The sequence below is a fragment of the Candidatus Kryptoniota bacterium genome, assembly GCA_036567965.1.
Taxonomy (GTDB): domain Bacteria; phylum Bacteroidota; class Ignavibacteria; order Kryptoniales; family JAKASW01; genus JAKASW01.
Map to the genome: position 1 here is coordinate 87,720 of DATCTN010000018.1, position 26,112 is coordinate 113,831.

Sequence of the window (26,112 nt, forward strand, 5' to 3'; positions counted from 1 at the left end):
ATTAATGATTCATAAAAATAAAATCTCTTAATTGCACCAGCCTTTGTCGCGCTATTTTATTAAAATCATTTTTCTGGTTGACACATAACTACCTGCGACCATCCGGTAAAAGTATATGCCGCTCGCAAGCCGACTAGCATCGAACCTGACGCCGTATTTTCCGGCGATCTGTTTTTGATTTACGAGCGTTTGGACTTCTCTTCCCAGAATATCGTAGATCTTCAACGTCACGAAATTGTTAGCCGGTATGTCGTAGCTGATCATTGTAGACGGGTTGAATGGGTTCGGATAGTTCGGGTAGAGCTGGTAGCTCTTTGGGACGTTGCCTGGGGCGGATTTTACAGCGGTCGGGATTTTAAAAGGAGTTATCGAGACCGAGACGTGCGAGGAAGTATACCAGGTTTTTACTAGGCTCGATTCGGTCTCCGTGCTGTCTGCCAGATTATCTCCGACGAAAGCCCATCCGCTATCATTTCCAAAGAAAGAAGCCGTGGTGTATGGAGAGTGCGGATAGGTCAGGAACTCGTTCGTGTATAGATCAATAGCATCTGTAAAAGGAGTGTCTCCACCGAGTGTTGTTGTTGTGCCATCACTATTATAATAAGTGGTGTACCCTGTCGTTATCCCATCGTATTTGATTTGCGATATAAAGCCGAAAGTGGGGACGGTGGCGCTTGGTAATACATACCAGAGAAGTTGCAAGTCGTTTGTGAACTTTTCATGCCTGGAAATCCAACCGCTTGATGTGATGAGACTGTTCATTGTGCTCGTGATGTATTTTTGGGAAGAAAAGACTGAAATACCTCCGCCCCCACCATACATTGCTCTAGTATTAAAGCTGGAGTCCGTTATATCGGCAAGGATGTACTGTTTGAATGTCCCTTTCGACCTAAAGGTTAAATCAAAATAGGAACCACCGGTCTCGGTGCGGCGGGAATTTTCGGACTCTATAATTATCAACTGCCAAATCCTCAATCCGGGATCATTGATCGTCACGACGGCGAACCCTTGCGAGCTTCTCTGCTGGTGCATGGGTGTCGTATACGGGTCATAGATTGCGGTCAGGCCGGCAACATCTGACACGTTATCTGCGGTGAAATTCGCTGTCGCCTCGCCGTTGTCGTCCGTTACGACGCTTGATTGATCGAAGCTGCCATTGCTGCCGCCGATTGTCAGTGTCACGCTTTTCAACGGCGTGCCATCGCAATCATTGACCTGGAAGGTCACCGGAATTGTCTGCAGCGCATTCATTTCTGACTGGGATGGTGTAATGCTTATCTGCGGATCGAGCGCCATGTTGGTGCCATTTTCCACCAGGCTCTTTTGGTATGCCCTGATCTTGCCGAAGACAGGTTCAATGTGCGATACGGTAGAATCCGCTGCCGCCGCTGCGTCTGCGGCGGTCGTGAAATTTCCCTGAGCTGAATCTATCCGTGTCCTGGTGTAGCCATCCTCCAGGTAAACATGGAAGTGATACCGGCCCCCTGAGCTATCGAGCATCGCCCAGATCAAATAGTCGACACCGCCCAACGTTCCGGCGGGAGGTACATCTCCAGCGGAGTTCTTTTCAAGAACTACTTTCATCAGCGAATCCGCCGACGTGTCGGACGGGAAAAAGCTCGTGCCGAAGAACCAATTAACGCAACTTCCCTCCGGGTCGTTGATCGCGATCAAGTCAAGCGCGAAAGTGACATTCTCAAGTGAGGACCAGTTCGATAAAGCCTGATGGCTTGAAGGTGTTGAATAGTCGCCGGTTGTCGAGTCAGGCGGGGGCATGCTCACATTCATCTGAACTCCGTAGATCTCCACTTGTGGCGGGGGACAATTGTCACACTGTGCCATGGCAGTCTTACCTATCGTCAGAAGACTAATTAAAACCGCAAACCTTTTTATAGTCGCCCTCATTTTCATTTCCTCGATCCCTATTCTTAGTGCATGCGTTTTACTTGACCAGCATCAACTTCTTAGTCTGCGAGAAACCACCAGCCTGCAGCCTGTAGAAATAGACTCCGCTCGCGAGCCTGCTCGCGTCGAACCTGACGCCATATTTTCCTGGACTCTGCCTCTGGTTGATAAGCGTTTCGACTTTTCTCCCTAGTAAATCGTAAACCGTCAGACTTACGATAGATGTCGTCGGCACGTCGTAAAAGATCATTGTAGACGGGTTGAACGGGTTCGGATAATTCGGGTACAGATGGAACGTCTTCGGCAAATTGTCGGAAGCGGATTTCACCGCGGTCGGTAATTGGTAGGGCGATATCCCGACGCTGATCATTGCATTATAGATGGCGCGCTTCTGACCCGATGGGGAAACATCGTAGGTACTGTCAACGTGATAATTTCCGCTGAAATGGTAACTTGTTCCGCTGCCTGAAAACGACGAAGTGACTTGAGTCGAAGGAGGATAGGATTGAAACTCCGTCAGGTAAAGACCGAACCCGTCCGTTATCGGATTGGAGCCACTGCCAGAGTTCGAATATCCTGGTTCGTTTTCGCTCGGGACAGGCTTTACTAGATAATACTGGTTCCCTGTAGATTGACCGTCCCACTTGACCTGGGTGGCGAAATAGAAAGTCGGTGGCTGGCCAGGCAGTCGATAGTAGTCTAGATCAAGATCATCTTTATAATTCTCATCGCTGGCAACCCAGCCGGTTGTCACACTGAATCTATTTGTCATGGACCCTCCGCCATCGTAGGCACTAATGTCTTCGAGGGTCTTGTCCGTATTAAAGAGTGTTAAGTCGCCCGAACCTCCGTACACGGCTCTCGCATCTATCGACGAGTCGGTAATCGTCCCGAGGACGTACTGTCTGTAGTTTCCTGATGTTTTAATTTGCTGTTGTTCGTACTCATATGTACGAGTCCCGACATTGTCCGTACTATCAAAGTAGTACAAGTAGGATTGGTCCTCCGACTCGGTGATGGTGTATTGCCATATCAGTAGTCCCGGATTATCGATCGTAACAACAGCGTCTCCGTGTGAGCCTCTTTGTTTGTGCATGGGTGTGGTGTAGGGATAGCACACGGCAGTCAGGTTGGCTACTCCAGGTGAACTGCCCGCTGTAAAATTCGCAGTGGCCTGACCGCTTTGGTCTGTTACGACGGAAGATTGGTCGAAGGATCCCTCACTCCCGCCAATGTTCAGAGTGAAACCGTTGAGCGGCGTTCCATCGCAGTCGGTCACCTCAAACGTTACCGGGATCGATTGAAGGATATGCATGTCCGCCTGAGACGGAGCGATGGTGATCTGTGCGCTTAGGGCCATGTTGGATGTCATGTTCCGAAGATTCGTCTGGTACTCTCTGATTTTATCGAAAACTGGTTCTATAGAGGCAATAGCCGTGTTTGCTGCACCTACAGCGCCGCTTGCGCCGGAAAAGTCGGCGGACCCTGTTGCTATTCGCTCCCTGGTGTATCCGTCCTCGAGATAAACATGGAAATGATACGCGCCGCCCGAGCTGTCCATAGTGGCCCGAATCAAATAGTCGACCCCCCCGAGAGCTCCTGTATCGGGCACGTCACCCGTCCAATAGTTCTGAAGGTGAATTCTCACCAATGAATCGGGCAGAGTCGCCAGCTGATTTGCAAGTGAACCCTGTGACCACCTGACGCAATTCGCTTCCGGATCGTTGTTCGCGATCCCGCTCAGCGGAACAAAAACATCTCCGAGTGCAACCCAATTCAGAAATGCCTGCTGGCTGGCAGTCGTTGTATAACTGCCGGTGGTCGAATCGTCCGGCGAGGGTATGGGCACATTCAACTGCATGCCGTAAATCACGACCTGCGGCGGCGGACAATTGTCGCACTGAGCGCGCGCGCATTCACTAACCGCCAGCATGATAATCATGACTCGCACCAGGTTAATAATTGTTTTCATTTGCATCTCCTTAGTCTCAGTCGATTCAGGTCGCGACGTCTCTAGTGCAACCGATGTGTAATTCGAACATGTTCGAGCAATGCAGCCACAGGTTTGTTGGGCCCTGGGGCACGGAGAACAAAATCTCTCCGTGCCTCACGTGCCTCTCGCAGCTCAGTCGAGCTGCGTGTTCAGCCGATCATTTCACCAGCATTAGTTTCTTTGTCTGCGAGAAACTTCCAGCTTTGAGTCTGTAGAAGTAGACTCCGCTGGACATTTTGCTTCCGTCGAAACTGACTGAATGCGTTCCGGCCGTCTGAACGCCGTTGACAAGTGTAGTGACCTCTCTGCCCAGGATATCGTAGACAGTCAGTGTAACGTGGCTGACAGCCGGCAACTGATAACTGATTAGTGTTGTCGGGTTGAACGGGTTGGGATAGTTCTGCGAGAGAGAGAACTCGGTGGGTGTTCCACTATGATTTTCATTGACGCCGGTCGTGATCTGGGATGCCGGTCGGATCAAAACCGAATTATTGTAGCTCCCGGCAAAGACATCTGTTCCATTAGCAGCTAGTGCATTGACTCTCAAATTAGGTAGACCGCTATTAAACCCACTCCAACTTGTCCCGTTGTCAGTGGAAACATACACACCGCTGTCAGTAGCGGCGATAAGGTTCGAACCGCTGACCGCAAGAGTATGGAGGTACATGTTGTTGAGGCCGGAATTTACCGCAGTCCAACTTGTCCCATTGTCGGTCGATCGGAAGACTCCTTGGCCGGAAGTCCCGGCGAATAAATTCGAGCCGATTTGGGCAAAGCCTTCAACATAATCCGTGTCGCCAATGCCATTATTGGCGCCAGTCCACGTCACTCCGTTGTCAGTCGAGACAAGGACTCCTTGCCCCGAGCTTCCGGCAAGCAACTTATTGCCTACGGTTGTAAAAGAGATGACTGTTGTATCGATGCCGAGATTCCAGCTGCCACCGTTGTCGGTTGAATAATAGATATTTCCGTACGCCCCGGCAATTACATTGGATCCACTGACGCCGATAGCATAGATATTACTAGTGTATAATCCTGAGTTGGTCAGATTCCAGCTTGTCCCATTGTCCGTTGAAAGAAAGACCCCGCTTGTTGTCGCGAGAAATAGATTTGCACCCGACTTCACAAATCCACCAATCCAGGTTGTTCCCAACCCTGAATCAACGAGCGTCCAGGTTGTACCATTATCAGGGGAAACAAAGAGACCGTTGGATGTCCCCGCATAAAGACTCGAGCCGTTAAAGTCTAACGAATAGACATCCATTAAAGATATTCCGTTACTCGCCGGCGTCCAGTCTGCACCGCCGTCGCTGGAAACGAAGATTCCCACCCCACCGGTCGCCGCAAATAGATCCGAGCCGATCGAGGCAAAGGCATTGGTTGAGCCGGGCAATACACCAACTGTATTCCAGGTGTTCCCGTTGTCGGTGGAAAGGTAAAGGGTGTTCTGGTCGTTCCCCACAAACAGATTCGTGCCGACAACGGCCATCGGAGTGAATACCTTGTAGAACGTACCACTCGGACTAACGTCGGTCCAGCTCTTCCCGTTGTTGGTGGAGCGGAAAAGACCATTGTCGGTTCCCACAATAAGATTTGTATCGATGGCGGCCATCGAGAACACATACTTGTTTGTCATCCCTGAATCAGATTCTGCCCAGTAGGTCCCGTTGTTCGTGGAACGAAAGACGCCGTTTGTTGTCCCCAAAAAGAGGTTGGTCCCGCCTGCAAGGAGACCGCTGACGCTTTGGATTGTCACACCTGAATCTTTTGTAGCGGTCCAAGTTGAGCCGTTATCGGTGGAGACGAAGATTCCCCGATAGGAACACCCTGCAAAAAGATTCCCGCCGCTTGCAGCCATGGCGTCAATCCTTAGATTCGACAAGCCTGAGCTGATCGGCGTCCACGTCGCTCCGTGGTCAGTAGATAGAAAACTGCCTCCAGCGGCGCCCGCAAAAAGATTAGAGCCGTTGGTAAACAAAGTCCAGATCTGATTATTGGTCATGCCGGAATTCGAGGCTTTCCAGCTGGCTCCCTGGTTGGTTGATAGGAAGACGCCAGCGGAAGTCCCGGCAACAAGATTTGATCCGCTCGCGGCGAGACTTAAGATGGTCCCTCCTCCGGGCCCGCTGGTTTGGACCCATTGCGCAAACGACGGGTTGATGCCGCAGAAAGACAGAAGCATCAACAAAAGAATATTCCGGTGTGAATTACGCATTTAGAACTCCTCCTCCTTATGATTGAATAATTGTAAAAGGTCTACTGATGATGTCCAGATAAGTTTACGGACGCGCTGAACCGAACGGAGATTAACTCCAACATGAGTAAGCGGGAGTGTGTCCCGGCGTATTTGTTCGCGATCATTTTGATGTGCCAACGCTCTTTTCATATATCAGCACAACTTACCGCAACAATTGCAACCATTCTCCTCGCGATCCGCTCATATGTATCATCTCTAGTATCCTCAGTACCAAACTAGGGTTATAAACAACATGCGCAACTGAACGAATGTACAGTAATGGAGCACAGCCGGGATAGCGTGACTGGCGTCATGGTCGAAGGGATAAGTGGTGATAAGATGGAGCAGTGGCAGCGTTCTGCAATTAGTCGGGGGATATCGGTCTGGGTCCTGCCCTTTGGCCCGGATTCACAGACGATCACAATGACCTATACCGGCCTCACGCCAGTTTCGCGGTGAGTCTCGCTCCATCCTCACCGTCCCCTGAGTGTATCTACGAGTCCTCCTTCGCACCACAACATGGCACACGTACATCAATGCCGGTGGCAAAGTCATGGAATGGGTGACTAACATCCCCAACTCACGTTTGTAATTTCAAATGAAGGCAAAACAATGTGTGAGGCTGAACCAACTCGAGGGAAATTGTGGCGGAGGAGGGACTCTCCGCCGGAGGCGGATCCTCCGATCCGAAGGATTCCGTCGGAAAGGAGTCTCCCGAAGGGATCCTCCGAAGGAGTCCTTCGGACCTTCGGGACTTCGGACCTTCGGGAGAACCCCCGACACATGTTCGGTCGCCTTAGCAGTTTGATCCCGGTCTAATCTACGAAATACAAACTATACACTTCGGGAACCTGGGATGGGAAGGCGAGCATTTAAGATTGGAAGAGACTTAAGTGAAGCAGTAGCGGAGGAGGGACTCGAACCCCCGACACGTGGATTATGATTCCACTGCTCTAACCACCTGAGCTACTCCGCCTTGAAATCAATATACCGCACGCGACATCGTGATTCAAGAAGTGCACTTCGGTTCCAATGTGAACGCCGAATCGATCAACTCCTTCAAGATATTTACGCTCCCGATAGTTTCATCCCGAGATCTGAGCGGACCTGTGGCCATTCCGTATCGAGTATGCTGTAGTAAACCGTATCCCTGATCCGGCCGGAATAAGTTACAACATGCTTCCTAAGCGTTCCCTCTTCCTTTGCTCCTATCCGGAGAATCGCATTCCGCGATTTCTCATTCAGAGCATCTGTCTTCAACTCCACTCTCGTGCATCCGAGTTCTTCAAACGCGTGTCTGAGCATTAGATATTTCATTTCCGTATTCACTCGCGTCCGCTGCCACTTTGTTCCGATCCACGTGGCTCCGATCTCGAGACGATTATTCGGGACGTCTATGCTCATATACCTCGTGCTTCCTATCGCCTTGCCCGAATTCCTTTCGAGGATTGCGAACGGAATCGCAGATCCATCGGCCTGGGCACGGAGTGCCGCTGCAATGTAATCTCTCATTTCATCTACGCTTCGGACCGCGTAAGGGATCCACTTCCATATCGATTCATCAAGCCCGACCTCGCAAAGCTCACCGAGATGTTCCGCGCTAAGCGGCACCAAATCGACGGAATTACCCGTGAGCGTTAACGGATAAGGTTTTTTCATGAAGCACGATGGGCGAGCGACTGCCCCATCATCCCTCCAGGTATTTCTTACTCGTCACCTTGTCGCCATCGAACTCATAAACAAGCGGCACACCTGTAGGAATGTTCAGTTCAAGAACCTGCTCTTTGGTCATATTGTCCAGGAACATCACGAGCGATCGAAGACTGTTGCCGTGAGCCACTACCAAAACATCTTTGCCCGCTTTCACGTCGGGAAAAATTTTAAACCGCCAGTACGGCAGTACTCTCGCCGCCGTGTCCTTCAGACTTTCTCCATTTGGCGGCGCAACGTCATAACTTCTCCTCCATATGTGGACCTGCTCGTCTCCGAACTTCTTCGCGGTCTCCGCTTTGTTGAGACCTTGCAAGTCTCCATAGTGTCTCTCATTTAGCGCGGTGTCGTACTCTATAGGCAAATCCTTTTGACCTGTCTTTTCAAGAACGATTACAAGCGTGTCTATGGCCCTCTTCAATTTTGAACAATAACCCTGGTCAAACCTGTACGATTTCAGTTTCTCACCCGCTGACTCAGCCTCTTTTATTCCGCGTTCCGACAAAGGTACGTCGACCCATCCCGTAAAACGATTTTCGAGATTCCATTGTGATTCGCCATGTCGAATTAAAACCAGTCTTGACATTTTTACTCCGATTCGATTTTATGATTCTCAAAATGTGAATTTAACTGAAGTGGAGCACCCGGCATACCACGCCTTCTCGCGAAACCAGTGTCACAGAAACGGATCGAATATCTCTGTGTGGATCCGGTTCTCCTCAATAAATTTGTCGATTCCCGACGTTGAACGCAAGGTCGCCAGTTTTTCGAGGCGCTCTTTTGAATCATCTCCTCGCTCGATGATCTCCATGAAGAGTCCTGGTTCGTCATGTTTCCGCATTACTGATTTCAGCCCCAACGATTGCGCACTCCGGAAATAGACCGGGATCCTTGCCTCAAAGTCTTCTGATGAGGTGACATGGTAATAAACAAAAATCATCCGGTCTCCTTCAGATTTTGTAAGCGACAGCCACGCCATCTCTCACAGGAATTATGCTCGTCGAGAATTCTTTCAGCGAAAAAAGGAGCCTGTTGAATTCCTTTATGCCTTCGGTCGACTCGTCTCCGCGTGATTCCACCACTTTTCCAGACCACAGGACATTATCGGCAACTATCAGCCCTCCCTTCTTTACACGCGGGACGGCTTTTCGCAGTGCTCGCGGATAGTCCCGTTTCTCGATGTCGATGAAAACTATATCGAATTTTCCTCTGACTCCGTCGATTATCTCAAGCGCGTCACCGACATGGTATTTCACTTTGTCAAGGAGTCCGGCCTTCTTCAGATATTTTTCACCGGAAGATTTGTTCGATTCACTTCCTTCCGTGCAGATGACTTCACCTCTTTCCATGCCGAGAGCCCACCACAAGGCCGAGTAGCCGTATCCGGATCCCATCTCGAAAACGCGACGCGCTCCCGTCATTTTCGCAAGTTGAAAAAAAAGTTTCCCTACCAATGGTCCGACAATCGGGAAATCTCTCTTCTCCGCTTCGGCTTCCATCTCACGCAGAACCCGGTGCCTCTCACCGTAGATCTCGCCCATATAGGTTTCTATCTCAGGACTTACGATTTCCATTTCCTTACCCTCATTTTACAGATGTGTCACCGCTCCGTCAATCTACCGTGAACTGGAGCTTCCTCAAACTTACGATACGCAGAGACTTTGTAATAATAGCAAGGATACCGAACCCTGCCGCGAAGAGAACGCCTTCAAAGAGAAACCGGATATAGACATTTGAGAACTGACCCCGGAGCAGGATCACGGGCCCGAGTCCGACAAGTGATATTCCTACTATCCGCAAAATTTTCAGCCACGGGAAAAATTCTTTGACGTTAGTCTTGAGAAGAAACATCAGGACAGATGCCAGTACAGCAACCTCGAGGTAACTGACGATCACCTTTCCCACCGCCGCCCCTTCAAGTCCGTAGAGTCTCATCATGATGTAAGATGCGAATCCGCTGAGAAGCATTTCTGCAATAGATGTATACATATAAAGTTTTTGCTTGCCGAGAGACAAAAGTGCCTGGCTGTAGAAAACCAATCTCAGAGGTAAAAGAAAAAGAAAGATCCTGAAAATAGTTGCGCTCGCGATATATTTCTCACCGAAGAAGAATCCCATGAAATCCTTGGCGACGAACATTAGAAAGACCATCATCGGGAGGAGGAATAGTCCTGTCTTCGAAATCGAGTTCCGCCATAAGCCGATGAACTGCGCGTTCATTTCCTTTGATCCAAGTTCGCTGAACACGGGGAATAGGACGGCTGATGCCGATCCGGTGATGACCGCGACCATCGGAATTTGTTTAGAGCCGATCGCGTAGATTGCAAACTGGTCGGGAGTGAAGAAAAGGGTCACAAGGTATCGGTCGATCTGCTTGCTGACTGTTCCCATGAGGCTGCTTATGAGAATGGGAAGAGCATAGAAGAGTTGTGCCTTCATAGCCGGGCCGATTCTGTCCGAGGAGAGCCTCCGTTCTCGAATAAGATAGAAGAATAGAAAAGCCGATTTTGCAAGACCGACTCCGGCGATCGAAATGAAGACCACGGTGAGACTATGGAAGAACAAAGCCGATACCATGACGACAGCCGCAAACATGGCTGCCAGGAGGGCATTTCCGATGAGGAGGAGACCGGTTTTGCCTTCGGTCACGAATACGGACTCGAACATAAGCGATGGCGACGATAGTACCGCGTAAAGCGCGAAGATGCGAATGTAAATCGTTAGAGAGTCCGCTTTGAACCAGTGAGCTATCAGAGGCGCGAAAACGGTGAGCACAATGCCGGTCAGCACTCCGATGATTGTCGTTCCGAGTGAGGCAGCTGCATAGACAATCCGTTTATCTTCTCTTGCAGAGAAAAAATAAATCGCGCTGCTCAGACCGTATCCGACCAGCGGGAGAAATGAATTGTACACGAGCCAGACCTGCTCATAATTTCCATATTCGGATCTGTTGAGCAGGCGAGTGAGGATCATAGACGCGGCGAGAAGTCCGAGGATGTTAACGAATTTTGAAACGCCCACGAGACCGGCGCTTCGGGTCAGCGAATTCTCTTCGGGATTTCCCATCAGAATTTCTTGAAACGGGAAGCCAATCTGGTTATCAATGTGTTTGCGCGCCAGACCCTAAAGTACGCCGCAAGTCTCGGTCCGAAGGCCGACTTGAAGAGATTTATTGATGGAGTGTTCGCTCCGCAAAAGTCGACGAAAATTTTTCCCTCGCGTTTTTCTTCATTCAGGATATTGTGATAAAGGAGATGCGACGCACCTCGCTCGGCAATCGCATCCGTCCCGCTGACATAGAGGTACATCCCCCGGCCTCGTATAAGAGAGGTCATCGCAGAAACCACTCTGCCATTCTTGTTCCGGACGCACCGGGTGCGCAGCAATCCTGCCGCATCAAGCCGCTTCAGAAGCGCGAGCAGATTCCCCGCCGATACCGGGGGACGCCGGCCGTGCCTTTCGTAACTTAGCTGCTGAAGTGACACGAGCTCATCCACACCGCACATCCCGCCAGCGAGACCGGAATTTTGCGCGCCACGCAACACTTCTCTCAAAGATTTTGTATAGCCATCTTCCGTGAAACCGGGAAGATCCATGACGTAAGTGTAATTCGTTACGACCTGGGCGCCGTCCCATTGAAATGCCCGTATGTCGGATGTGTCAGGCGGGAAGACCATCTGGTAGAAAGCGAAATTGCGTTTCAGATATTCGGCCAGAGCCTGGAGCGCCGTCAGCACGTCGTATTCCCTCTTCTGATTCGTCGAGGATTCGAGCGACCTGAAATGGACACCGTCATATGGACGGATGGGCATAAGTTTGACCAGCTTCTGGCTTGCTCTTCGTCCCACAAAGAGAGCACAAACCGCGACGGTAGAGTCGTTCCTATTAATTGACAGGAGTTCACTCTCCGTAGAGAATGTTTCGCGGTAGGCCGCAAGAAATTCGGGAAGGGAGAAAGGCGACGAGGGTGGATTGTTGGCAAGAAATTTCGAGTATGCTTCGGCGTCGATCTTTTCTATTTTCAGATCAGCCATCTCAGGGGAGACAAATTCTAAATTCGAAGAACGAAATCCTAAACAATCTCAAATTTTCAAAAGTCAAAAGACATTATCTCCTTTTATGAATTTCTAATCTCGAATTTTGATTTTGTTCGTCCACGACATTTGAATGTCCGGCTGCCGCTTCGATCAAAATGATTCCGTTGGAAAGGAGTCCTTCGGACAAGGCGGCATTTAGAATTTAGAAATTAGGATTTAGTATTTGCTCTCAGAGTATATACTTGCTCAAATCGCGGTCTTTAACAATCTTGCTGAGACGATCGCTTACCATTTCACGCGTGATATTCACCAACTTCTGATCTATTTTGTCCGGCACGTCGAACAGAATTTCCTCGAGTAATGTCGTCATTATCGTGTGAAGTCTTCGTGCACCGATATTTTCCACCTGCTCATTGACTTCAGTGGCGACTCTTGCAATCTCGTGTATCGCATCATCTGTGAACGTTATGTCGACACCTTCGGTGGCAAGAAGAGCGGTGTACTGTTTTATGAGCGCATTTTCAGGAAGTGTAAGAATCTTGTAAAAATCTTCCTCGTTCAGGCTGTTCAGTTCAACCCGAATAGGAAATCTCCCCTGCAATTCGGGGATCAGGTCGGAAGGTTTCGAAGTATGGAACGCTCCGCTCGCTATGAAAAGTATGTGGTCGGTCTTAACCATTCCGTACTTCGTCATCACAGTCGAGCCTTCCACGATAGGAAGCAGGTCCTTCTGAACGCCCTCCCGCGACACATCAGGACCGTGTGTCTCTCCGCCGGTACTGGCGACCTTGTCAATCTCGTCGATGAAAACGATGCCGCTGTTTTCGACACGTCTGACGGCTTCCTTTACCACACTATCCATATCGACGAGCTTCTGCGCTTCTTCCTGTTCAAATATTTTCAATGCCTCCGAGATCGGCACGCGTCTCGTCTTTGTCTTCTTAGGCATGATGTTGCTCAATAGATCCTGGAAGTTAGGTCCGAGATCCTCTGAGCCGAACGGACCGAACACCTGCATCATCGGCATTGCGTCGGTATTCACCTGCACTTCCACCGCGCGTGAATCGAGCTCGCCGTTCTGAAGCATCAGTCGGAGTTTCTCTCGCGTCTGTTTGCGTTCTTCGTCCTCCTCACCGTCGTGTGGACCGTCCGCCTTCAGTTTCTTCGGAGTTTTCATCGGGATGAGCTCGTCGAGGACGCGCTCTTCCGAAAGTACTTTCGCGCGACCGATGACTTCGGAAGTTTTTTCAGTCTTGACGTTTGCAACTGCTATTTCGGCGAGGTCGCGTATCATCGATTCGACGTCGCGGCCGACATACCCGACCTCTGTAAACTTCGAAGCTTCGACTTTGACGAACGGCGCGTTGGACAGCCTGGCGAGTCTCCTGGCAATTTCGGTTTTCCCGACTCCTGTTGGGCCGATAAGTATGATATTATTCGGCATTATTTCTTCGCGCAGGTTTTCCGGGACCTGCTGGCGGCGCCAGCGGTTCCTCAGCGCGATCGCGACGGATTTTTTCGCGGCATCCTGGCCGATGATGTACTTGTCCAGCTCACGCACGACCTGGCGCGGGGTAAGTTCGTTCTTCACAGGATCTACGGGCTTGAGAGCTTTCGGCATGTCAAATTTCTTCAATCGAAAAATTCTTGTTCGTGTAAATACAGATATCGGAAGCAGCCCCGAGAGATTCAAGGACAATTTCACGGGCGGACAGCTTTGTATGTTTGATCAGCACTCTTGCGGCGGACAGCGCGTAATTACCGCCCGACCCTATTGCGACAATCTTGTCATCAGGTTCAACGACATCTCCATTTCCGGAGATAAGGAGCGCCGTCTCGTGGTTCATTACGGCAAGGAGTGCTTCGAGTCTGTGAAGGTACTTGTCCATTCGCCAGTCTTTCGCGAGCTCGACAGCCGCGCGGCTGAGATTCCCGTGATATTGCTGCAGTTTATCCTCGAACCGCTCGAAAAGGGTGAAGGCATCTGCCGACGCGCCCGCAAAACCGGCTAACACGGCATCATTATATATCTTCCGGACTTTTTTGGAATTGTGTTTCATGACCGCCTGCCCGATCGTTACCTGACCGTCGCTTCCGATCGCGCACTTCCCGTCCTTTATGATGCCGATTACGGTTGTCGCGTGAATGTCCATCGTTCTCCTTGATGCGCCCATATTCAATTACCAGGAATAATTATATAAACCGCCGACCGGATCAACCTGGTTAGCCGAACCCACCGGATATTCTTTCGTAAATGCCGAGCATCAGGAGGGCCTCCTTCCAGTCGAGAAGATCGTCCTCAATCTCTGCGGTCATCGCTTTCCCCGCGATTGATTTGGAGAATTCTTCGTAAGTCACCGAATATTTCTTCGTGTAGTGCGAGACGATGCCTTCATAATGCTTGATTTTTTCCTGAACGGATATGTGATCAGAGGTATCTGTAATTCCCATTATGTCATGCCTCCCGGCGCATTCTGGCGGGGGATATCTTCAACTGCTCGCGATATTTCGTCACAGTCCGCCGCGCCACCCGGTATCCCTGCTGGTTCAGGAGTTTCGTTATCTTTTCGTCATTAAGCGGTTTATTTTTTTCTTCAGATTCTATCATGCTCTTTATCTTGTTCTTGATCTCCCGGGTCGCGACTTCCTCGCCGTCGTTCGTCTTAAGCCCCTCGCTGAAAAGTTCTCTCAGCCGAAAGACGCCATAATCGGTCTGCACATATTTCGCGCTGACGACACGGCTGATAGTCGAGATATCGAAACCAGTCCGGTCGGCAATGTCTCTGTATATCAGCGGGTGAATATTGTCGGGTCCTTCCGTGAAGAAATCGCGCTGAGTCTCTATCAGTGCTTGCATCACCTGCGTCATAGTCTGCCGCCGCTGCAGCAATGCGTTCACGAACCACTTTGCCGATTCAAGCTTTCGTTTCAGAAAATCCTTCGTTTGAGGATCTGTCTTGTGTCCGCGAGCCTGCTTCATCATGTCGAGGTACCGAGGGCTAATCCTCACCTGAGGCATGTCGCGCTCGTTAAGGGTCAAGATCAGTTCCCCCTGCTCGTTTTCCGATACTACGAAATCGGGGACGACTACGGTTGTCTCAAGCGGGACCATGAATCCTTCGCCCGGCTTGGGATTGAGTTTCCTGATGATCGCATCTGCCGTCCTGATCTCCTCGGGGGTAATGTTCAACTTCCGGGCAAGCTGGTCATACCGGTGATTCGAGTAATCTTCAAAGCCCTCTTCGATTATCCGAAATGCGACGGTGTGCTCCTGAGGATCCGCTTCAGCTCTCGCTCTCAACTGGACAAGGAGACACTCCCTCAGATTTCTCGAGCCCACACCGACCGGGTCGAGACTCTGAATTCCCGCTAAAACTTTTTCAGCGTCCTGAATAGTGAGGCTCATCTGAAAAGCGAGGTTCGTGTCGTCTACAATTTTCTGGAGGTCTTCCCTGAGATATCCGTCGTCGTCTATATCACCTATTATTTCTTCTCCGAGTCTCTTCTCGTCATTGTTAAAATCGAGGAGCTGGAGCTGCTGGAGAAGATGGTCGTACATTGTGTCGATTGCCGGCGGCGCAAATTCAAACTCTTCATCATTATCGGGACGTTTCTTCAGGCGATAGTCGGTTTCATCGTTCCTGAACTCGTCAAGATCGACATCGCTGAATTCGGGTTCATCGATCGGGTCGTCCTGTTTATCTTCCGAGTCTTTCAGTTCCGTCTCGGGTTCTTCCGAGAGTTCTTCTGCTTCCTCGAGCTCAAGGACAGGATTCTCATCGAGCTCGGTCCTGAGTCTTTGCTGCAGGGCAAATATCGGCTGCTGGAGCAAATCATAATAAAGTATCTGCTGGGGCTGGAGCCGAAGCTCCTGGCTCATCCTCTGTGTCTGTCCAAATTTCAGCATCTCAGTAAAATACTCCCATCACTGTCGTCCCGAAGTCTCCTCGGTCTCCGAGGTAACATGTATTGACTCTTCTATTATCGACTTCCCATACGATTTGAGTTTTGCATACCATTCATTTCCATACCGCCGGACGAGCGGTCCCTTCAGGAAATCCACTACACTTGTATTTTCCGCTTCACCTCTTGCTATTGCGGGCTTGCACTCGAGTATCCGGTGATATCGCAGCGCATCGCCGCCGAACTTATTGACTCGAATCGGGTAGAGGTGACATGAAATCGGCTTCTGAAAGTTCGTCTTGCCCTCATTGAATGCGCGTTCGATGGCGCACTTAGCAATACCTTTTTCGCGATAAACAAATATGCAATCCTCGTCGTTGACACATGTAGTGGCATAATCTCCTTTGACACCTTCGTAGAAACCGACGTGTGATATCCTTTCCCTCTTCTCGTCGCTTAGAAGCGGGAGCACTGAAGGTAGTGTCGCCTCTATGGCCTCGATTTCAGAATCGAGAAGGGGCGCTCCTCGTCCCCCGGGGAGACTGCAGCACGCGCCGCGACATTTCAGGATATCGCAGGCAAATTTGCGGCCGAGAAGGCCCGCTTCCACTGCAACATCGTCGACAATTATCAGCTCTTTCATCGCTGATTAAGTTAACAACTGAATGCCTAACTTGAAACAAACGTGGAACGGGATTTGATAGCCGGAATTCCTGGAACCGGCAAAATTCTTCTAGAGGGCGGATTCCAGGAAATTAGAATGGCGCACAAGCATCAGGATCGACGAATGACCTACGATAAAATACTTTTCGCCTTCGTATTCGATTTCGACGGCCTGATCGCGGAGGAAAAGCGCGTAATCGCCCGCCTCAGCTTGAAGGGGGATGTATTTCACCGGGTCCCGAGGCGAAGTCGACCACGGTTCCTGATCGATGAAGTTCGGGTTGGCGATCGCGAATCCCGGACCGACCTGGACTACAATTCCACCCTGTACCCTGTCTTTTTCTTTCACACCCGGCGGAAGATATAATCCGTGTTCTGTTTTTTCCTGGTTCTTATCGGGTGATATGAGCACTTTATCACCGACGAGTACAATTTTCCTGTGGGTTTTGGTGTCCATCGATTCACCGATAATATAAGATGAAACGGGAAGATATGCTTTCAATGCGGAGATAATGAATCTATACTTTGCAAATCCCCCTTAATCCCCCTTTGGGAAAGGGGGAAAATGTTGGTGCTTTGGGAAAAGAGGAGAGTGTCAGTCCTATGCTGAGGTAGTGGCGCAATGTGGGAGTGAGCAAATCCCCCTTAGTCCCCCTTTGGGAAAGGGGGAAAGTGGTGGCTTTGAAAGTAGAAAAATGATTATGGTATCGGGAAAAAGAGAAGGGAGGAGTTCAAACTGTGAGTGAGCAAATCCCCCTTTTGTCCCCCTTTAGGAAAGGGGGAAAGTGTTCGTGCTAGTCCGATGGGTAAAAATGTTACGGAAGAAGTTTAGCATAACCGAGAGCAAATCCCCCTTAGTCCCCCTTTGGGAAAGGGGGAAAGTGTGAGGCTTTGAAAATAGAAAATTGCTAATGGATCGGGAAAAAGAGAAAGGAGGAGTTCAACCTGTGAGTAAGCAAATCCCCCTTTTGTCCCCCTTTGGGAAAGGGGGAAAGTTTTAGCTTTGAAAAAAGAAAATTGCTAATGGTATCGGAAAAAAGGGAAAGGAGGAGTTCAAACTGTGAGTAAGCAAATCCCCCTTGATCCGCCTTTGGGAAAGGGGGAAAGTGTGAGGCTTTGAAAGTAGAAAAATGATTATGGTATCGGGAAAAAGAGAAGGGAGGAGTTCAAACTGTGAGTGAGCAAATCCCCCTTAGTCCCCCTTTGGGAAAGGGGGAAAGTTCTGGCTTTGAAAAAAGTTAAATGCTTATGGTATCGGGAAAAAGAGAAAGGAGGAGTTCAACCTGTGAGTGTGCAAATCCTCCTTTTGTCCCCATTTGGGAAAGGGGGAAAGTGTTCGTGCCTTTGGGAAAGGGGGAAAATGCTGTTGCGATGTCTTGAGGATGGATATATGACTCAGGTGCTAAGATAAGCTGAACATATTTGAATCTTACCCGGATGTTTGCTAGAATTCCGTTGCAGTTGTCAGATTATTCCAAAACCATCAAAATGGAGGCACAATGAACAAGAAGGTATGGCTGGGGGCCCTGGTGGTCTTCATAGTCCTTGAGCTCCTCATGATCCTGGTGGATGGCGTATTGCTCGCGAGTACGTACCAGTCTGTCCAGGGCGTTTGGCGTCCCGACATGAACTCCAAAATCTGGATATACCATGTCATTAATGTCTTCACCGCATTTTTCTTCACGTTTATTTTTTCGAAGGGGTACGAAAAGAAAGGCGTCATGGAAGGAGTGCGATACGGCTTTTATATCGGAGTCTGGATGAGTGTGGGGATGGCTTACGGAACCTATGCCATGGTCGCGATCCCGTATTCGCTGGCATTACAATGGTTCATTTACGGAATAATTGAGTACATCATCGCGGGCGTTGCGCTGTCATATGTTTTCAAGGAGAAATCCGCGCAAGCACCAGCGAAATAAAATGGGTGAGGCGGCGTCCCCATGGCGCCGCCTTCATTAATCCTGTTTTAGTCCGATTGAAGATGGAGGCTCCCGAGATACTTCTCCGCGTCGATCGCGGCCATGCATCCCGTCCCGGCCGCTGTAACAGCCTGTCGGTATTTTTTGTCGGCAACATCACCGGCAGCGAAAACTCCGGAGACACTCGTCTCTGTTGAACCATTCCGCGTAATGACGTAACCGGCATCATCCATCTTGAGTTGTCCCGCGAATATGGAAGTATTGGGCTGATGGCCGATCGCGACGAACACGCCGTCGCATTTCATTTCTGATCTCGACCCGTCGACGACATTCTTCAGCACAACACCACGGACGTGTTTCTCCGTAACGCCCAGGATTTCGTCCACAACCGAATTCCACACGAATTTTATTTTCGGATTGGAGAATGCACGTTCCTGCATGATCTTCGACGCACGCAGGGCATCACGTCTGTGGATGACCGTGACTTTGCTCGCGAACTTCGTAAGGAATGTCGCTTCTTCCATCGCGGTATCCCCTCCGCCTACAACTATTACTTCACGACCTTTGAAGAAAAATCCGTCGCACGTCGCGCAAGCGGACACGCCGTAACCCATAAGCGATCTTTCAGATTCGATACCGATTAATTTCGCCGACGCGCCTGTGGAAATTATAATTGAATCGGCCGTATACGTTTCGTTATCTGTTTTAACAATAAACGGTCGCTTGGAAAGGTCTACCGATGTCACATCTTTAAAAATAGACTTCGCTCCAAATCTTTCGGCCTGTTTCTTCATTATGTCCATCAGCTCGGGGCCCATTATTCCGTCTGCAAATCCCGGATAGTTCTCCACCTCTGTTGTGATCGTGAGTTGCCCGCCAGGCTGACTCCCTTCAAATATTACAGGTTCGAGGTTCGCACGGGCAGTGTAGATAGCTGCGGTGAGACCTGCTGGTCCGGAACCGATTATCACAACCTTCTTATGACTCATACTTTCTCCTTAGCGTTCACACGAAATATTTTCTGTAATTCTCCGTCGGTGAAATCCTTTATGAAGAAATCAGCTTTGCTTAAGACTTTACGAGTTGTGGTCGTCAGGAGCGCCACGCAGGTTGATCCGGCCGCTTTAGCGGCAATAACACCGGGGTACGAATCCTCGAACACGACGCAATCTTCGGGTTTCTCCCCGATAAGTGCGGCGGCTTTGAGGAAAACCTCCGGATCGGGTTTCCCGCGAGAGACGTTATCTGCACAGACTTCAGCGTCGAATACTCCCGACAATGAGAACGCGTCGAGAAATGCGTCGACGTTCTGGCGAGGCGCAGAAGTGGCCAGCGCGACCTTCCGTCCCTTTTCTTTCAACATATCGATGAATTCGAAAGCACCTTTTACCGGTACCCCGAGTTGAGCGACGGTATCTACAAAGTTCGCGTCGATCCGGTCGGAGAGATTTTTCGCTTCTTCAGGAGTAAACTTCCCTTTTCCGAAAACCTGCTCAAGTGTGTCCGCACCTCTCCTGCCGAAATAAGACTTAAGAAAAGTTTCGTATTCGACATCTCTGCCGAGTTCGTTCAACACTTTTCTCCAACCTGTAAAATGAATTCTTGAACTGTCTATCAATACACCGTCTAGATCGAATATGAATCCTGCGTACACTAGTTAGTCTCTCCTGATTGATATGAAACCTTACAAATTTGTTCGTTCCGAAAATTAAGATAGATAAAATTGGAAAGAGGGACAAAGGCACAAAGGGACAGAGGCGCAGAGGTAAGGAGGCGTGAATGAATGTCGTTGATGTTAATTGTCGGCTTTATTTCCGGATTCAGAATTAGTTTTATTGACTATTAAAGCTTTCGCATTTCGAATGAAGCCGCTGTGTTTCGCGCGTTTGACCGGACTGCGACTGAAACGCCTGGCGAACTCCTCCTGACTTATTAGATGAGCGTCGTCCACATTTAGATTCAGGTTTCCCTGGCGTGGAGCAAATCGCGCTTCATCCGTCGGCTTTTGGAATTTCAAATTCCACGGACAGACTTCCTGACATATATCGCATCCGAAGATCCAGTTCTGCAGATTGCGAGCGAGATCTTCGTGGATGGTGTCGTCACGGTTCTCGATGGTTAGGAATGATATGCACTTGTTTGAATCGAGAACATAAGGTTCGTCGAGCGCGTGAGTCGGACATGCGTCGATGCATGCGCGGCATTCCCCGCAGTGGTCCATTGCAGGTGTATCGTACTCGCACTCAAGGTCTGTGATAATCTCGGATAGAAAGAACCATGAGCCGATGGATGTGTTGATCGCGTTGGTATGTTTACCAATCCATCCTACGCCCGCTCGCTGCGCCCAAGCCTTGTCCATCACGGGACCGGTGTCGCAATAATGGACGAATTTCCTACCCGGAAATTCCGATTTAAGCGATGCAACGAGATGTTTCAACTTTTCCTCAATCACAATGTGGTAATCGTCTCCCCACGCATAGCGTGAAATCTTTGCGGGCCCTTGAGGATGCTCGACCGGGTAATAGTAATTCCTGGCAAGTGAGATGACAGACTTCGCACCTTCGACGATTTTACGCGGATCGATTCTTTTCTCGCGGCTTCTCGCCATCCAGTCCATGCTTGCGTTGTGTCCTCTCGAGAGCCACTCGTAGAGTCTCTCTCCTTCCGGACCGAGCTGTTTGGCTTCTGCGATTCCTACGAGGTCGAAACCTTCTTTTGTCGCGAGGGCTTTCACGATCTCCGACGAGGTCAATTTCACCACAGCGAATTTCTCCCGGGCATTTTGACAAACACGGTTTCATTTTCGATCTTCACTTCGAGCATTCGCAGCTTACCACTTTTCCCGCTCATCATTGTAGTCTCATCTGAATGCGGGATGCCGTAAGACGGCACGTTCACGCACTTTCCGGATTTGAGTTCGAAGGTCCAGCCGTGCATTGGGCAGGTGAGGTTTCCGTCTGCAATTTGACCGCCCGTTTTGTCGACGAGCGGTGTATGTTGATGAGGACAGACATTTATGAATGCGTGGACTTCGCCTTCGAGCTTTACAAGTGCGATGTCGTCGTCCTCAAGCTTGCGCACGATTCCCTTACCTTCGCGAAGGTCGTTCAAGCGTGCAACTTTCTTAAGATCAGTCAAAGTGCAATCCACATCTCAGCCTTAATTTAACCACAAGAGACACGGAGACACAGAGGAGAATATTATTCTCCGTGCCTGCACGCCGAAGTATTATCAGAGTTGGTTCCGGCACGCAGGCGTGCCTCGGTGTTTTAATTCAACCACAAGAGACACAGGAGACACAGAGGGAAGACATTACTCCCCGTGCCTCTGTGCCTCTGTGTTTTAATTCAACCACAAGAGACACAGGAGACACAGAGGGAAGACATTACTCCCCGTGCCTCCGTGCCTCGGTGTTTTAATTCAACCACAAGAGACACAGGAGACACAGAGGGAAGACATTACTCCCCGTGCCTCTGTGTCTCTGTGTTTAGATTCAACCACGGGAGACACAGGAGACACAGAGAGGAGATATCATCCTCTGGGTCTCTGTGTTTTAATTTCTCTTCACTTCAGTCGGATTCTAGATCGATCGGTTCTCCTGCCCTAAATCCCCTCTCGGTTCTTTCTACGAGCGTTGCTGCGTGCCTCGGGTCGTGCTCGAAAAATAAAATCCAATTCCTGTCCGCCGCCTTTCTCAGAATGTCCGCTTTCTCTTCAAGTGTGATCAAGGGATAATTGTCGTAGCCCATTATGAACGGAAGCGGAACGTGGGATGACGTCGGTATCATGTCGCCGGGATGATAGAGTGTCTTCGTCCCATCAGTAACAAGAACCGTCTGCTGCGCGATCGTGTGCCCGTCTGAGAGCTTGATGTAAATGCCGGGACGAAGCTCCATTTCACCATCGAGGAGCGCCAACTTTCCCTGTTCGTACAATGGGACAAATCTCTCGGCGACAAAACTCGCCTTGTCCTTCTCCGAGGGTTTGACAGCCCATTCGTAGTGTTTTTTCTGAATGAAGTACTTTGCGTTCGGAAAGGCCGGTTGCATCGATCCGCTGGCGCCTTTGACCATCGCCCCACCAGTATGGTCGAAATGAAGATGGGTTATAATGACGTCTGTTATGTCAGCGACAGCGAGACCGATCTTCGCAAGCGATTTGTCAAGTGTAACAGACGAATGATCGACCCCGTATATGTCGGCGAATTTTGGATCCCAGTTCTCGCCGATACCGGTATCGACAATAACATTGCGTCCTTCGCCCCTGATGATGAGGACTCTGAGTGCAAGCTCGATCCTGTTTCTCTGGTCAGCGGGATTCGTTTTATTCCAGATCACCTTCGGGACGACTCCGAACATCGCGCCCCCGTCAAGGAAGAATCGACCCGATTCCAGTGATGACAAAGTGTAATTTCCAATTCTCATTCATTCTCCAATGTTGTTCCATAATCATTCAGAGATAGAACACGAGAACGGCCTGTAAAAGTTTGCCGCCGTACGCTATAAAATAAAAAAGGCCGGGGAGTTAAACCCGGCCATGCAGGCGTTATTTACAAATAAGTTTATTTGCGAAATCTCGAGTTCGCCGGAGCGAGTTCAAGTCCAGCCAGCTGCGGATTGAGCTGTATTGCCCGCGCGAACAGAACTTCTTCTGTTTCGGGATGATTAGGATCAGGAATGCAGCAATCCACCGGGCACACGGCTGCACATTGTTCCTGCTCGTGGTGTCCGACGCATTCGGTGCACTTTTCAGGAACGATATAATAGAAGTCGTTGGAAACCGGTGGATGTTTTTCTCCGGAGAGTTCCCATTCGACGCCGCCAGCATAGATTGCTGTGTTAGGGCATTCAGGCTCGCATGCGCCACAGTTAATGCACTCTTCGGTGATAAACGTAGCCATTAATATTCTCCTTTTTTACTGATCGATACCGGTCTCGAGTGTGCGACGGGGAAAGAATTGCCCGCCATAACCCGCCGGTATCGGTTATCTATTTACCACTGCCATCGTTGTCAAAAAGCTTCATCACATCAGGTACAATTTCCGGGCCTGAATGGCTCAATGTTATTTTTGGCAAGAAAATCGACTTCTTTAACGTTTCACAACGTTATCGTCGCGGCACATCGACACATAAAATATATTTCAAATGGGGAAAAAATTCAACAGCCGGGCGCTGCTGGTGCTGGCTCAGTTTGACGGCTGGGTCGAAACCTTGCGAAGGTAGCTAGGCTTTTGGTCAGAAACCTTCGCAAGGTAGCTCTGCGTGAAAAAAAACACAAATGTCACTTCACTTTGAAAGCAGCCCACTACCGCGCGGCTGGGGGGATTGGAGGTGTCATCCCGGAGGAGTAAATATCAAACAGGCTCGACCGGGTGGTTATGCGGGTTCTTTTTCTTCGCACATAATCCCTTTGGGACCGACTTCACCTCCTGAATAGCGTTAGGAGTTTTATTGCCGGTGTCTTCCTGAGAGGCTTGCTTTGCGAAGTCTCCCTTCGACAGCAGCCTCTGTCTGAGTTCTTCAGGTGTGAGAGTGCAGCCTCTCTCCTCCATTGCCGCGAGTTCAGCCCTGTACCTGGCTACGATCTCCAGAAGCATGTTTTGGAATGCGTCCACATCTATTCCTTGGTCGGCAAGATATCGCCGTATGTACTCCGGGTCTTCGTCGCTCATGTCGGAGTAAAAATCTATGAAAGTGTCCCGATCCATCTTATGTTCTCCTTCATGCTTTAATTCAAAATCTCAGACGTAGTCGCTAATCAAGATCGATGAGATATGCGGACGGGTCTCCATTGATTCGACAAGACGCTCTACATTGATCTAAGCCGGCAAGTAACTATCCGCCGCGCAAAGAGAGCCTCTGGGGGCGGAAGTGATGCCTCCTTCGATTCTAACCGCACCCGACCCCGGGTATATCGGTTCGACGAGGCGGCCAAGTCAAAGTAGAGAATTTATTAACCCGACTTGCGCGTGCCTTTGAGAAGTTTGTCCCCCTTTCGTTTGATTCTTTTCTTGGCATTTAAGACCTCCGAAGGGTGTAACATGAGATTCGAAGCGATTTGATCGTTCGTCATATCCTGGAGCATACCGGCAAGAACTGAATACTCGACCCCATCTTGTTTGAGCATGCTCTTAAGTCTTTCAACAAACTCGCTGCTCTCATAGTGCTTGACGTGGTCCAGACTCCCAGGGATGTCGATCCCTTTATCGGATAACTCCTTTTCAAGCGAAGAGTGATGAACCTGATTGTGTACCAGGTTATACATTTCACTTCTCAGCTGGGTAATGATCCACCCGTCAAATCCAGGCATCTTGTCCATGTCCCATGTGCGAGTACCGCACAGGGCGTCCGCGACAAGTCCCTGCACCAAGTCTTCGGCAGTGATTGCTCTTTCGGTATTGCCATAAGTGGTGCGGTGAAGCATCCTCTCCGCGGTTGCGATGACCTTGACGAGTCTCGGCTTATCCATCATGAATGCCGCAATCAGCGCGGTCTTCACACACCCGTCGTCTCTGCCCATCCTTCCCCCGTAATTTTGTGCCAGAAAATTGGATTACGACTGCTGCCTCCCTATCAATATATATTACTCGTCAAATACATGATTTTGCCGTCGAGAAGAAAATTTTTCGAGCGGCGGCAAAAAGACTGATTCCATGAGTAATACAGTTAAGAAGGACGAAGACAGGTTGGATGAGCGAGTGCTTCATTCCCGGTTCATTCCCAGTTCAGTCCCAGTTTGATCTCAGTAAGCCCCGGTTTCCGAAAATCGGTAACACACCCGGCGGTTTACGAGTGGCCCGGGTGTGCGAAGGGATTGGTTGGAATGAAAGAGGGGGATGAAGAGGTCGAGGTTGAGAAGCAAGTCCGGCACGGCCCGCAGGGGAGAAGGAGGGACTGCCTCGGGTCCTTTAAATGAGTTCACAAACCCAAAAAAAGAAAGGAAGGTAAGGCAAGATGGCACACTTGAACAAATCGGTGCTTGGGAAAGTCAGCGGGACTGTCGGTGACATTACGTTCCGACAGAGAGGCGGGAAGAACGTGATAAGTTTGAGGCCGAAGTCGTTCATCCCCGGGGACGACGCGGCTTCGGAGGAGAGGCGGGCAAAGTTCGCGTTTTCAGCAAGACTCGCACAAGCAATGAACGGGGTGCCGGTGCTCCGTACATTGTGGGAGGCGGACACGCCGCCAGGGATATCGCCGTACAATTACATGATCGCGGTGAACTATAAGCTGGTCAACGCGGACTCCCCGACGAGCCTGACGACGATCATCCCGTCGATGGGATTCCCCGCGAAGGCGACAACGATCTCAATCGACTCAAATGCTGTAGCGATAGAGATGCAGCCGCTCGGGACAGCCGCGGGCGTAGATCCAAATGTAGAAAAAACAGTTCAGCTGGTTGCGGTTCTTCATCTTTTCAAGCCGCTGAACGCGACGCTTGACGAAACCCGCTGCGTCGCGCTGATTTCTCCCGAGCAGGCAGTGGTGACGGATGCGGCGATGATATTCACGATAAAGCCGGGGAGCATGGAATCGCAGATGATCGCCGCTTACCAGGAGAACAAGGCATTGATGGCGATCATCACACTCGACGCAGACAAGAATGTTGTCCAAGCATCGAACACGTTCCAGTCGGAGTGATGGTTAGCACGAAGGCAAGGTCAGGGCGCGCCCCGCGGTGCGCCTTGTTTTTTTGAAAGGGTTGGTGAGGCTAGGAAGAGGTGGAAGGCGATTTAGAGAAAGGGTT

At 50.0% G+C, this 26,112-nt stretch carries 25 protein-coding genes and 1 tRNA gene; 2 read left to right on the forward strand and 24 right to left on the reverse strand.

What is annotated here, in order from left to right; all coding sequences use genetic code 11:
- Nucleotides 1–51 precede the first annotated feature (51 nt).
- The 16 genes from VIS48_07515 to VIS48_07590 form a co-directional block, all read right to left on the reverse strand.
- Nucleotides 52–1,905, reverse strand: a complete 1,854-nt coding sequence (locus tag VIS48_07515) for a T9SS type A sorting domain-containing protein (GenBank protein ID HEY9165992.1) — start codon at nucleotides 1,903–1,905, stop codon at nucleotides 52–54.
- Between the two features lie 37 nt (nucleotides 1,906–1,942).
- Nucleotides 1,943–3,877 (reverse strand): T9SS type A sorting domain-containing protein, encoded by a 1,935-nt coding sequence (locus VIS48_07520; GenBank protein HEY9165993.1) that lies wholly within the window; start codon nucleotides 3,875–3,877, stop codon nucleotides 1,943–1,945.
- Between the two features lie 178 nt (nucleotides 3,878–4,055).
- The gene (locus tag VIS48_07525) at nucleotides 4,056–6,113 is read right to left on the reverse strand and encodes a T9SS type A sorting domain-containing protein (GenBank protein ID HEY9165994.1); all 2,058 of its coding nucleotides are present in this window, start codon (nucleotides 6,111–6,113) and stop codon (nucleotides 4,056–4,058) included.
- A 923-nt stretch (nucleotides 6,114–7,036) separates the two neighbouring features.
- Nucleotides 7,037–7,110, reverse strand: a tRNA-Met gene (locus tag VIS48_07530).
- 92 nt (nucleotides 7,111–7,202) lie between these two features.
- A complete protein-coding gene (locus tag VIS48_07535; GenBank protein ID HEY9165995.1) occupies nucleotides 7,203–7,793 on the reverse strand; it encodes a GNAT family protein in 591 nt (196 codons plus the stop codon).
- A gap of 28 nt (nucleotides 7,794–7,821) precedes the next feature.
- A complete protein-coding gene (locus tag VIS48_07540) occupies nucleotides 7,822–8,430 on the reverse strand; it encodes a 2,3-bisphosphoglycerate-dependent phosphoglycerate mutase (protein ID HEY9165996.1) in 609 nt (202 codons plus the stop codon).
- Between the two features lie 90 nt (nucleotides 8,431–8,520).
- Nucleotides 8,521–8,784 carry a hypothetical protein gene (locus tag VIS48_07545; GenBank protein HEY9165997.1) on the reverse strand — a complete coding sequence of 88 codons (264 nt, stop codon included), beginning with the start codon at nucleotides 8,782–8,784 and terminating at the stop codon, nucleotides 8,521–8,523.
- Nucleotides 8,785–8,794: 10 nt separating this feature from the next.
- Nucleotides 8,795–9,418 carry an O-methyltransferase gene (locus tag VIS48_07550; protein HEY9165998.1) on the reverse strand — a complete coding sequence of 208 codons (624 nt, stop codon included), beginning with the start codon at nucleotides 9,416–9,418 and terminating at the stop codon, nucleotides 8,795–8,797.
- Nucleotides 9,419–9,455: 37 nt separating this feature from the next.
- A complete protein-coding gene (locus VIS48_07555; protein ID HEY9165999.1) occupies nucleotides 9,456–10,910 on the reverse strand; it encodes an oligosaccharide flippase family protein in 1,455 nt (484 codons plus the stop codon).
- On the reverse strand, nucleotides 10,910–11,878 hold the full coding sequence (locus tag VIS48_07560; GenBank protein HEY9166000.1) for a GNAT family N-acetyltransferase: 969 nt from the start codon (nucleotides 11,876–11,878) through the stop codon (nucleotides 10,910–10,912). The genes VIS48_07555 and VIS48_07560 overlap by 1 nt, the downstream gene beginning before the upstream one ends.
- A gap of 232 nt (nucleotides 11,879–12,110) precedes the next feature.
- Nucleotides 12,111–13,502: an ATP-dependent protease ATPase subunit HslU gene (gene hslU, locus VIS48_07565; protein ID HEY9166001.1), complete on the reverse strand. Its 1,392-nt coding sequence runs from the start codon at nucleotides 13,500–13,502 to the stop codon at nucleotides 12,111–12,113.
- 1 nt (nucleotide 13,503) lies between these two features.
- Complete coding sequence (gene hslV, locus VIS48_07570) at nucleotides 13,504–14,055, reverse strand: ATP-dependent protease subunit HslV (GenBank protein ID HEY9166002.1); 552 nt, start codon at nucleotides 14,053–14,055, stop codon at nucleotides 13,504–13,506.
- 49 nt (nucleotides 14,056–14,104) lie between these two features.
- Complete coding sequence (locus VIS48_07575; GenBank protein HEY9166003.1) at nucleotides 14,105–14,332, reverse strand: hypothetical protein; 228 nt, start codon at nucleotides 14,330–14,332, stop codon at nucleotides 14,105–14,107.
- A 4-nt stretch (nucleotides 14,333–14,336) separates the two neighbouring features.
- A complete protein-coding gene (rpoN, locus tag VIS48_07580; protein HEY9166004.1) occupies nucleotides 14,337–15,788 on the reverse strand; it encodes an RNA polymerase factor sigma-54 in 1,452 nt (483 codons plus the stop codon).
- 18 nt (nucleotides 15,789–15,806) lie between these two features.
- On the reverse strand, nucleotides 15,807–16,427 hold the full coding sequence (locus VIS48_07585; protein HEY9166005.1) for a DUF3109 family protein: 621 nt from the start codon (nucleotides 16,425–16,427) through the stop codon (nucleotides 15,807–15,809).
- A gap of 90 nt (nucleotides 16,428–16,517) precedes the next feature.
- Nucleotides 16,518–16,904 (reverse strand): co-chaperone GroES family protein, encoded by a 387-nt coding sequence (locus VIS48_07590; protein HEY9166006.1) that lies wholly within the window; start codon nucleotides 16,902–16,904, stop codon nucleotides 16,518–16,520.
- 1,042 nt (nucleotides 16,905–17,946) lie between these two features.
- Here VIS48_07590 and VIS48_07595 point away from each other — a divergent pair.
- Entirely contained in the window at nucleotides 17,947–18,366 is a 420-nt protein-coding gene (locus VIS48_07595) for a hypothetical protein (protein HEY9166007.1), read from the forward strand.
- 47 nt (nucleotides 18,367–18,413) lie between these two features.
- Here the strand turns inward: VIS48_07595 and trxB are convergent, their stop codons facing one another.
- The 8 genes from trxB to VIS48_07635 all read right to left on the reverse strand — a co-directional run bounded on the left by trxB (nucleotide 18,414) and on the right by VIS48_07635 (nucleotide 24,885).
- Nucleotides 18,414–19,355, reverse strand: a complete 942-nt coding sequence (gene trxB, locus VIS48_07600) for a thioredoxin-disulfide reductase (GenBank protein ID HEY9166008.1) — start codon at nucleotides 19,353–19,355, stop codon at nucleotides 18,414–18,416.
- Nucleotides 19,352–20,020, reverse strand: a complete 669-nt coding sequence (locus VIS48_07605) for an HAD family phosphatase (protein ID HEY9166009.1) — start codon at nucleotides 20,018–20,020, stop codon at nucleotides 19,352–19,354. Before VIS48_07605 ends, trxB begins: the two co-directional genes overlap by 4 nt.
- Before the next feature lie 141 nt (nucleotides 20,021–20,161).
- Entirely contained in the window at nucleotides 20,162–21,127 is a 966-nt protein-coding gene (gene queG, locus VIS48_07610; protein ID HEY9166010.1) for a tRNA epoxyqueuosine(34) reductase QueG, read from the reverse strand.
- A complete protein-coding gene (locus VIS48_07615; protein ID HEY9166011.1) occupies nucleotides 21,121–21,504 on the reverse strand; it encodes a Rieske (2Fe-2S) protein in 384 nt (127 codons plus the stop codon). Before VIS48_07615 ends, queG begins: the two co-directional genes overlap by 7 nt.
- Before the next feature lie 431 nt (nucleotides 21,505–21,935).
- Entirely contained in the window at nucleotides 21,936–22,790 is an 855-nt protein-coding gene (locus tag VIS48_07620) for an MBL fold metallo-hydrolase (protein ID HEY9166012.1), read from the reverse strand.
- A 137-nt stretch (nucleotides 22,791–22,927) separates the two neighbouring features.
- A complete protein-coding gene (locus VIS48_07625; GenBank protein HEY9166013.1) occupies nucleotides 22,928–23,266 on the reverse strand; it encodes a YfhL family 4Fe-4S dicluster ferredoxin in 339 nt (112 codons plus the stop codon).
- A gap of 453 nt (nucleotides 23,267–23,719) precedes the next feature.
- The gene (locus VIS48_07630) at nucleotides 23,720–24,073 is read right to left on the reverse strand and encodes a hypothetical protein (protein ID HEY9166014.1); all 354 of its coding nucleotides are present in this window, start codon (nucleotides 24,071–24,073) and stop codon (nucleotides 23,720–23,722) included.
- Between the two features lie 245 nt (nucleotides 24,074–24,318).
- Entirely contained in the window at nucleotides 24,319–24,885 is a 567-nt protein-coding gene (locus VIS48_07635; GenBank protein ID HEY9166015.1) for a hypothetical protein, read from the reverse strand.
- Nucleotides 24,886–25,319: 434 nt separating this feature from the next.
- On the opposite strand from VIS48_07635, the gene VIS48_07640 reads away from it, so the two are divergent.
- Nucleotides 25,320–26,006, forward strand: a complete 687-nt coding sequence (locus VIS48_07640; GenBank protein HEY9166016.1) for a hypothetical protein — start codon at nucleotides 25,320–25,322, stop codon at nucleotides 26,004–26,006.
- Nucleotides 26,007–26,112 lie beyond the last annotated feature (106 nt).

What these genes read in the sequence shown, in the direction of transcription:
- VIS48_07535 (HEY9165995.1), bottom strand. Translation starts at nt 7,793, where the DNA reads ATGAAAAAACCTTATCCGTTAACGCTCACGGGTAATTCCGTCGATTTG.
- VIS48_07640 (HEY9166016.1), top strand. Translation starts at nt 25,320, where the DNA reads ATGGCACACTTGAACAAATCGGTGCTTGGGAAAGTCAGCGGGACTGTC.
- VIS48_07595 (HEY9166007.1), top strand. Translation starts at nt 17,947, where the DNA reads ATGAACAAGAAGGTATGGCTGGGGGCCCTGGTGGTCTTCATAGTCCTT.
- VIS48_07630 (HEY9166014.1), bottom strand. Translation starts at nt 24,073, where the DNA reads ATGGATCGGGACACTTTCATAGATTTTTACTCCGACATGAGCGACGAA.
- VIS48_07635 (HEY9166015.1), bottom strand. Translation starts at nt 24,885, where the DNA reads ATGGGCAGAGACGACGGGTGTGTGAAGACCGCGCTGATTGCGGCATTC.
- VIS48_07520 (HEY9165993.1), bottom strand. Translation starts at nt 3,877, where the DNA reads ATGAAAACAATTATTAACCTGGTGCGAGTCATGATTATCATGCTGGCG.
- VIS48_07560 (HEY9166000.1), bottom strand. Translation starts at nt 11,878, where the DNA reads ATGGCTGATCTGAAAATAGAAAAGATCGACGCCGAAGCATACTCGAAA.
- VIS48_07555 (HEY9165999.1), bottom strand. Translation starts at nt 10,910, where the DNA reads ATGGGAAATCCCGAAGAGAATTCGCTGACCCGAAGCGCCGGTCTCGTG.
- VIS48_07625 (HEY9166013.1), bottom strand. Translation starts at nt 23,266, where the DNA reads ATGGCTACGTTTATCACCGAAGAGTGCATTAACTGTGGCGCATGCGAG.
- rpoN (HEY9166004.1), bottom strand. Translation starts at nt 15,788, where the DNA reads ATGCTGAAATTTGGACAGACACAGAGGATGAGCCAGGAGCTTCGGCTC.
- VIS48_07585 (HEY9166005.1), bottom strand. Translation starts at nt 16,427, where the DNA reads ATGAAAGAGCTGATAATTGTCGACGATGTTGCAGTGGAAGCGGGCCTT.
- VIS48_07545 (HEY9165997.1), bottom strand. Translation starts at nt 8,784, where the DNA reads ATGATTTTTGTTTATTACCATGTCACCTCATCAGAAGACTTTGAGGCA.
- VIS48_07575 (HEY9166003.1), bottom strand. Translation starts at nt 14,332, where the DNA reads ATGGGAATTACAGATACCTCTGATCACATATCCGTTCAGGAAAAAATC.
- VIS48_07525 (HEY9165994.1), bottom strand. Translation starts at nt 6,113, where the DNA reads ATGCGTAATTCACACCGGAATATTCTTTTGTTGATGCTTCTGTCTTTC.
- VIS48_07515 (HEY9165992.1), bottom strand. Translation starts at nt 1,905, where the DNA reads ATGAGGGCGACTATAAAAAGGTTTGCGGTTTTAATTAGTCTTCTGACG.
- VIS48_07590 (HEY9166006.1), bottom strand. Translation starts at nt 16,904, where the DNA reads ATGGACACCAAAACCCACAGGAAAATTGTACTCGTCGGTGATAAAGTG.
- hslU (HEY9166001.1), bottom strand. Translation starts at nt 13,502, where the DNA reads ATGCCGAAAGCTCTCAAGCCCGTAGATCCTGTGAAGAACGAACTTACC.
- hslV (HEY9166002.1), bottom strand. Translation starts at nt 14,055, where the DNA reads ATGGGCGCATCAAGGAGAACGATGGACATTCACGCGACAACCGTAATC.
- VIS48_07540 (HEY9165996.1), bottom strand. Translation starts at nt 8,430, where the DNA reads ATGTCAAGACTGGTTTTAATTCGACATGGCGAATCACAATGGAATCTC.
- VIS48_07620 (HEY9166012.1), bottom strand. Translation starts at nt 22,790, where the DNA reads ATGAGAATTGGAAATTACACTTTGTCATCACTGGAATCGGGTCGATTC.
- VIS48_07550 (HEY9165998.1), bottom strand. Translation starts at nt 9,418, where the DNA reads ATGGAAATCGTAAGTCCTGAGATAGAAACCTATATGGGCGAGATCTAC.
- trxB (HEY9166008.1), bottom strand. Translation starts at nt 19,355, where the DNA reads ATGAGTCATAAGAAGGTTGTGATAATCGGTTCCGGACCAGCAGGTCTC.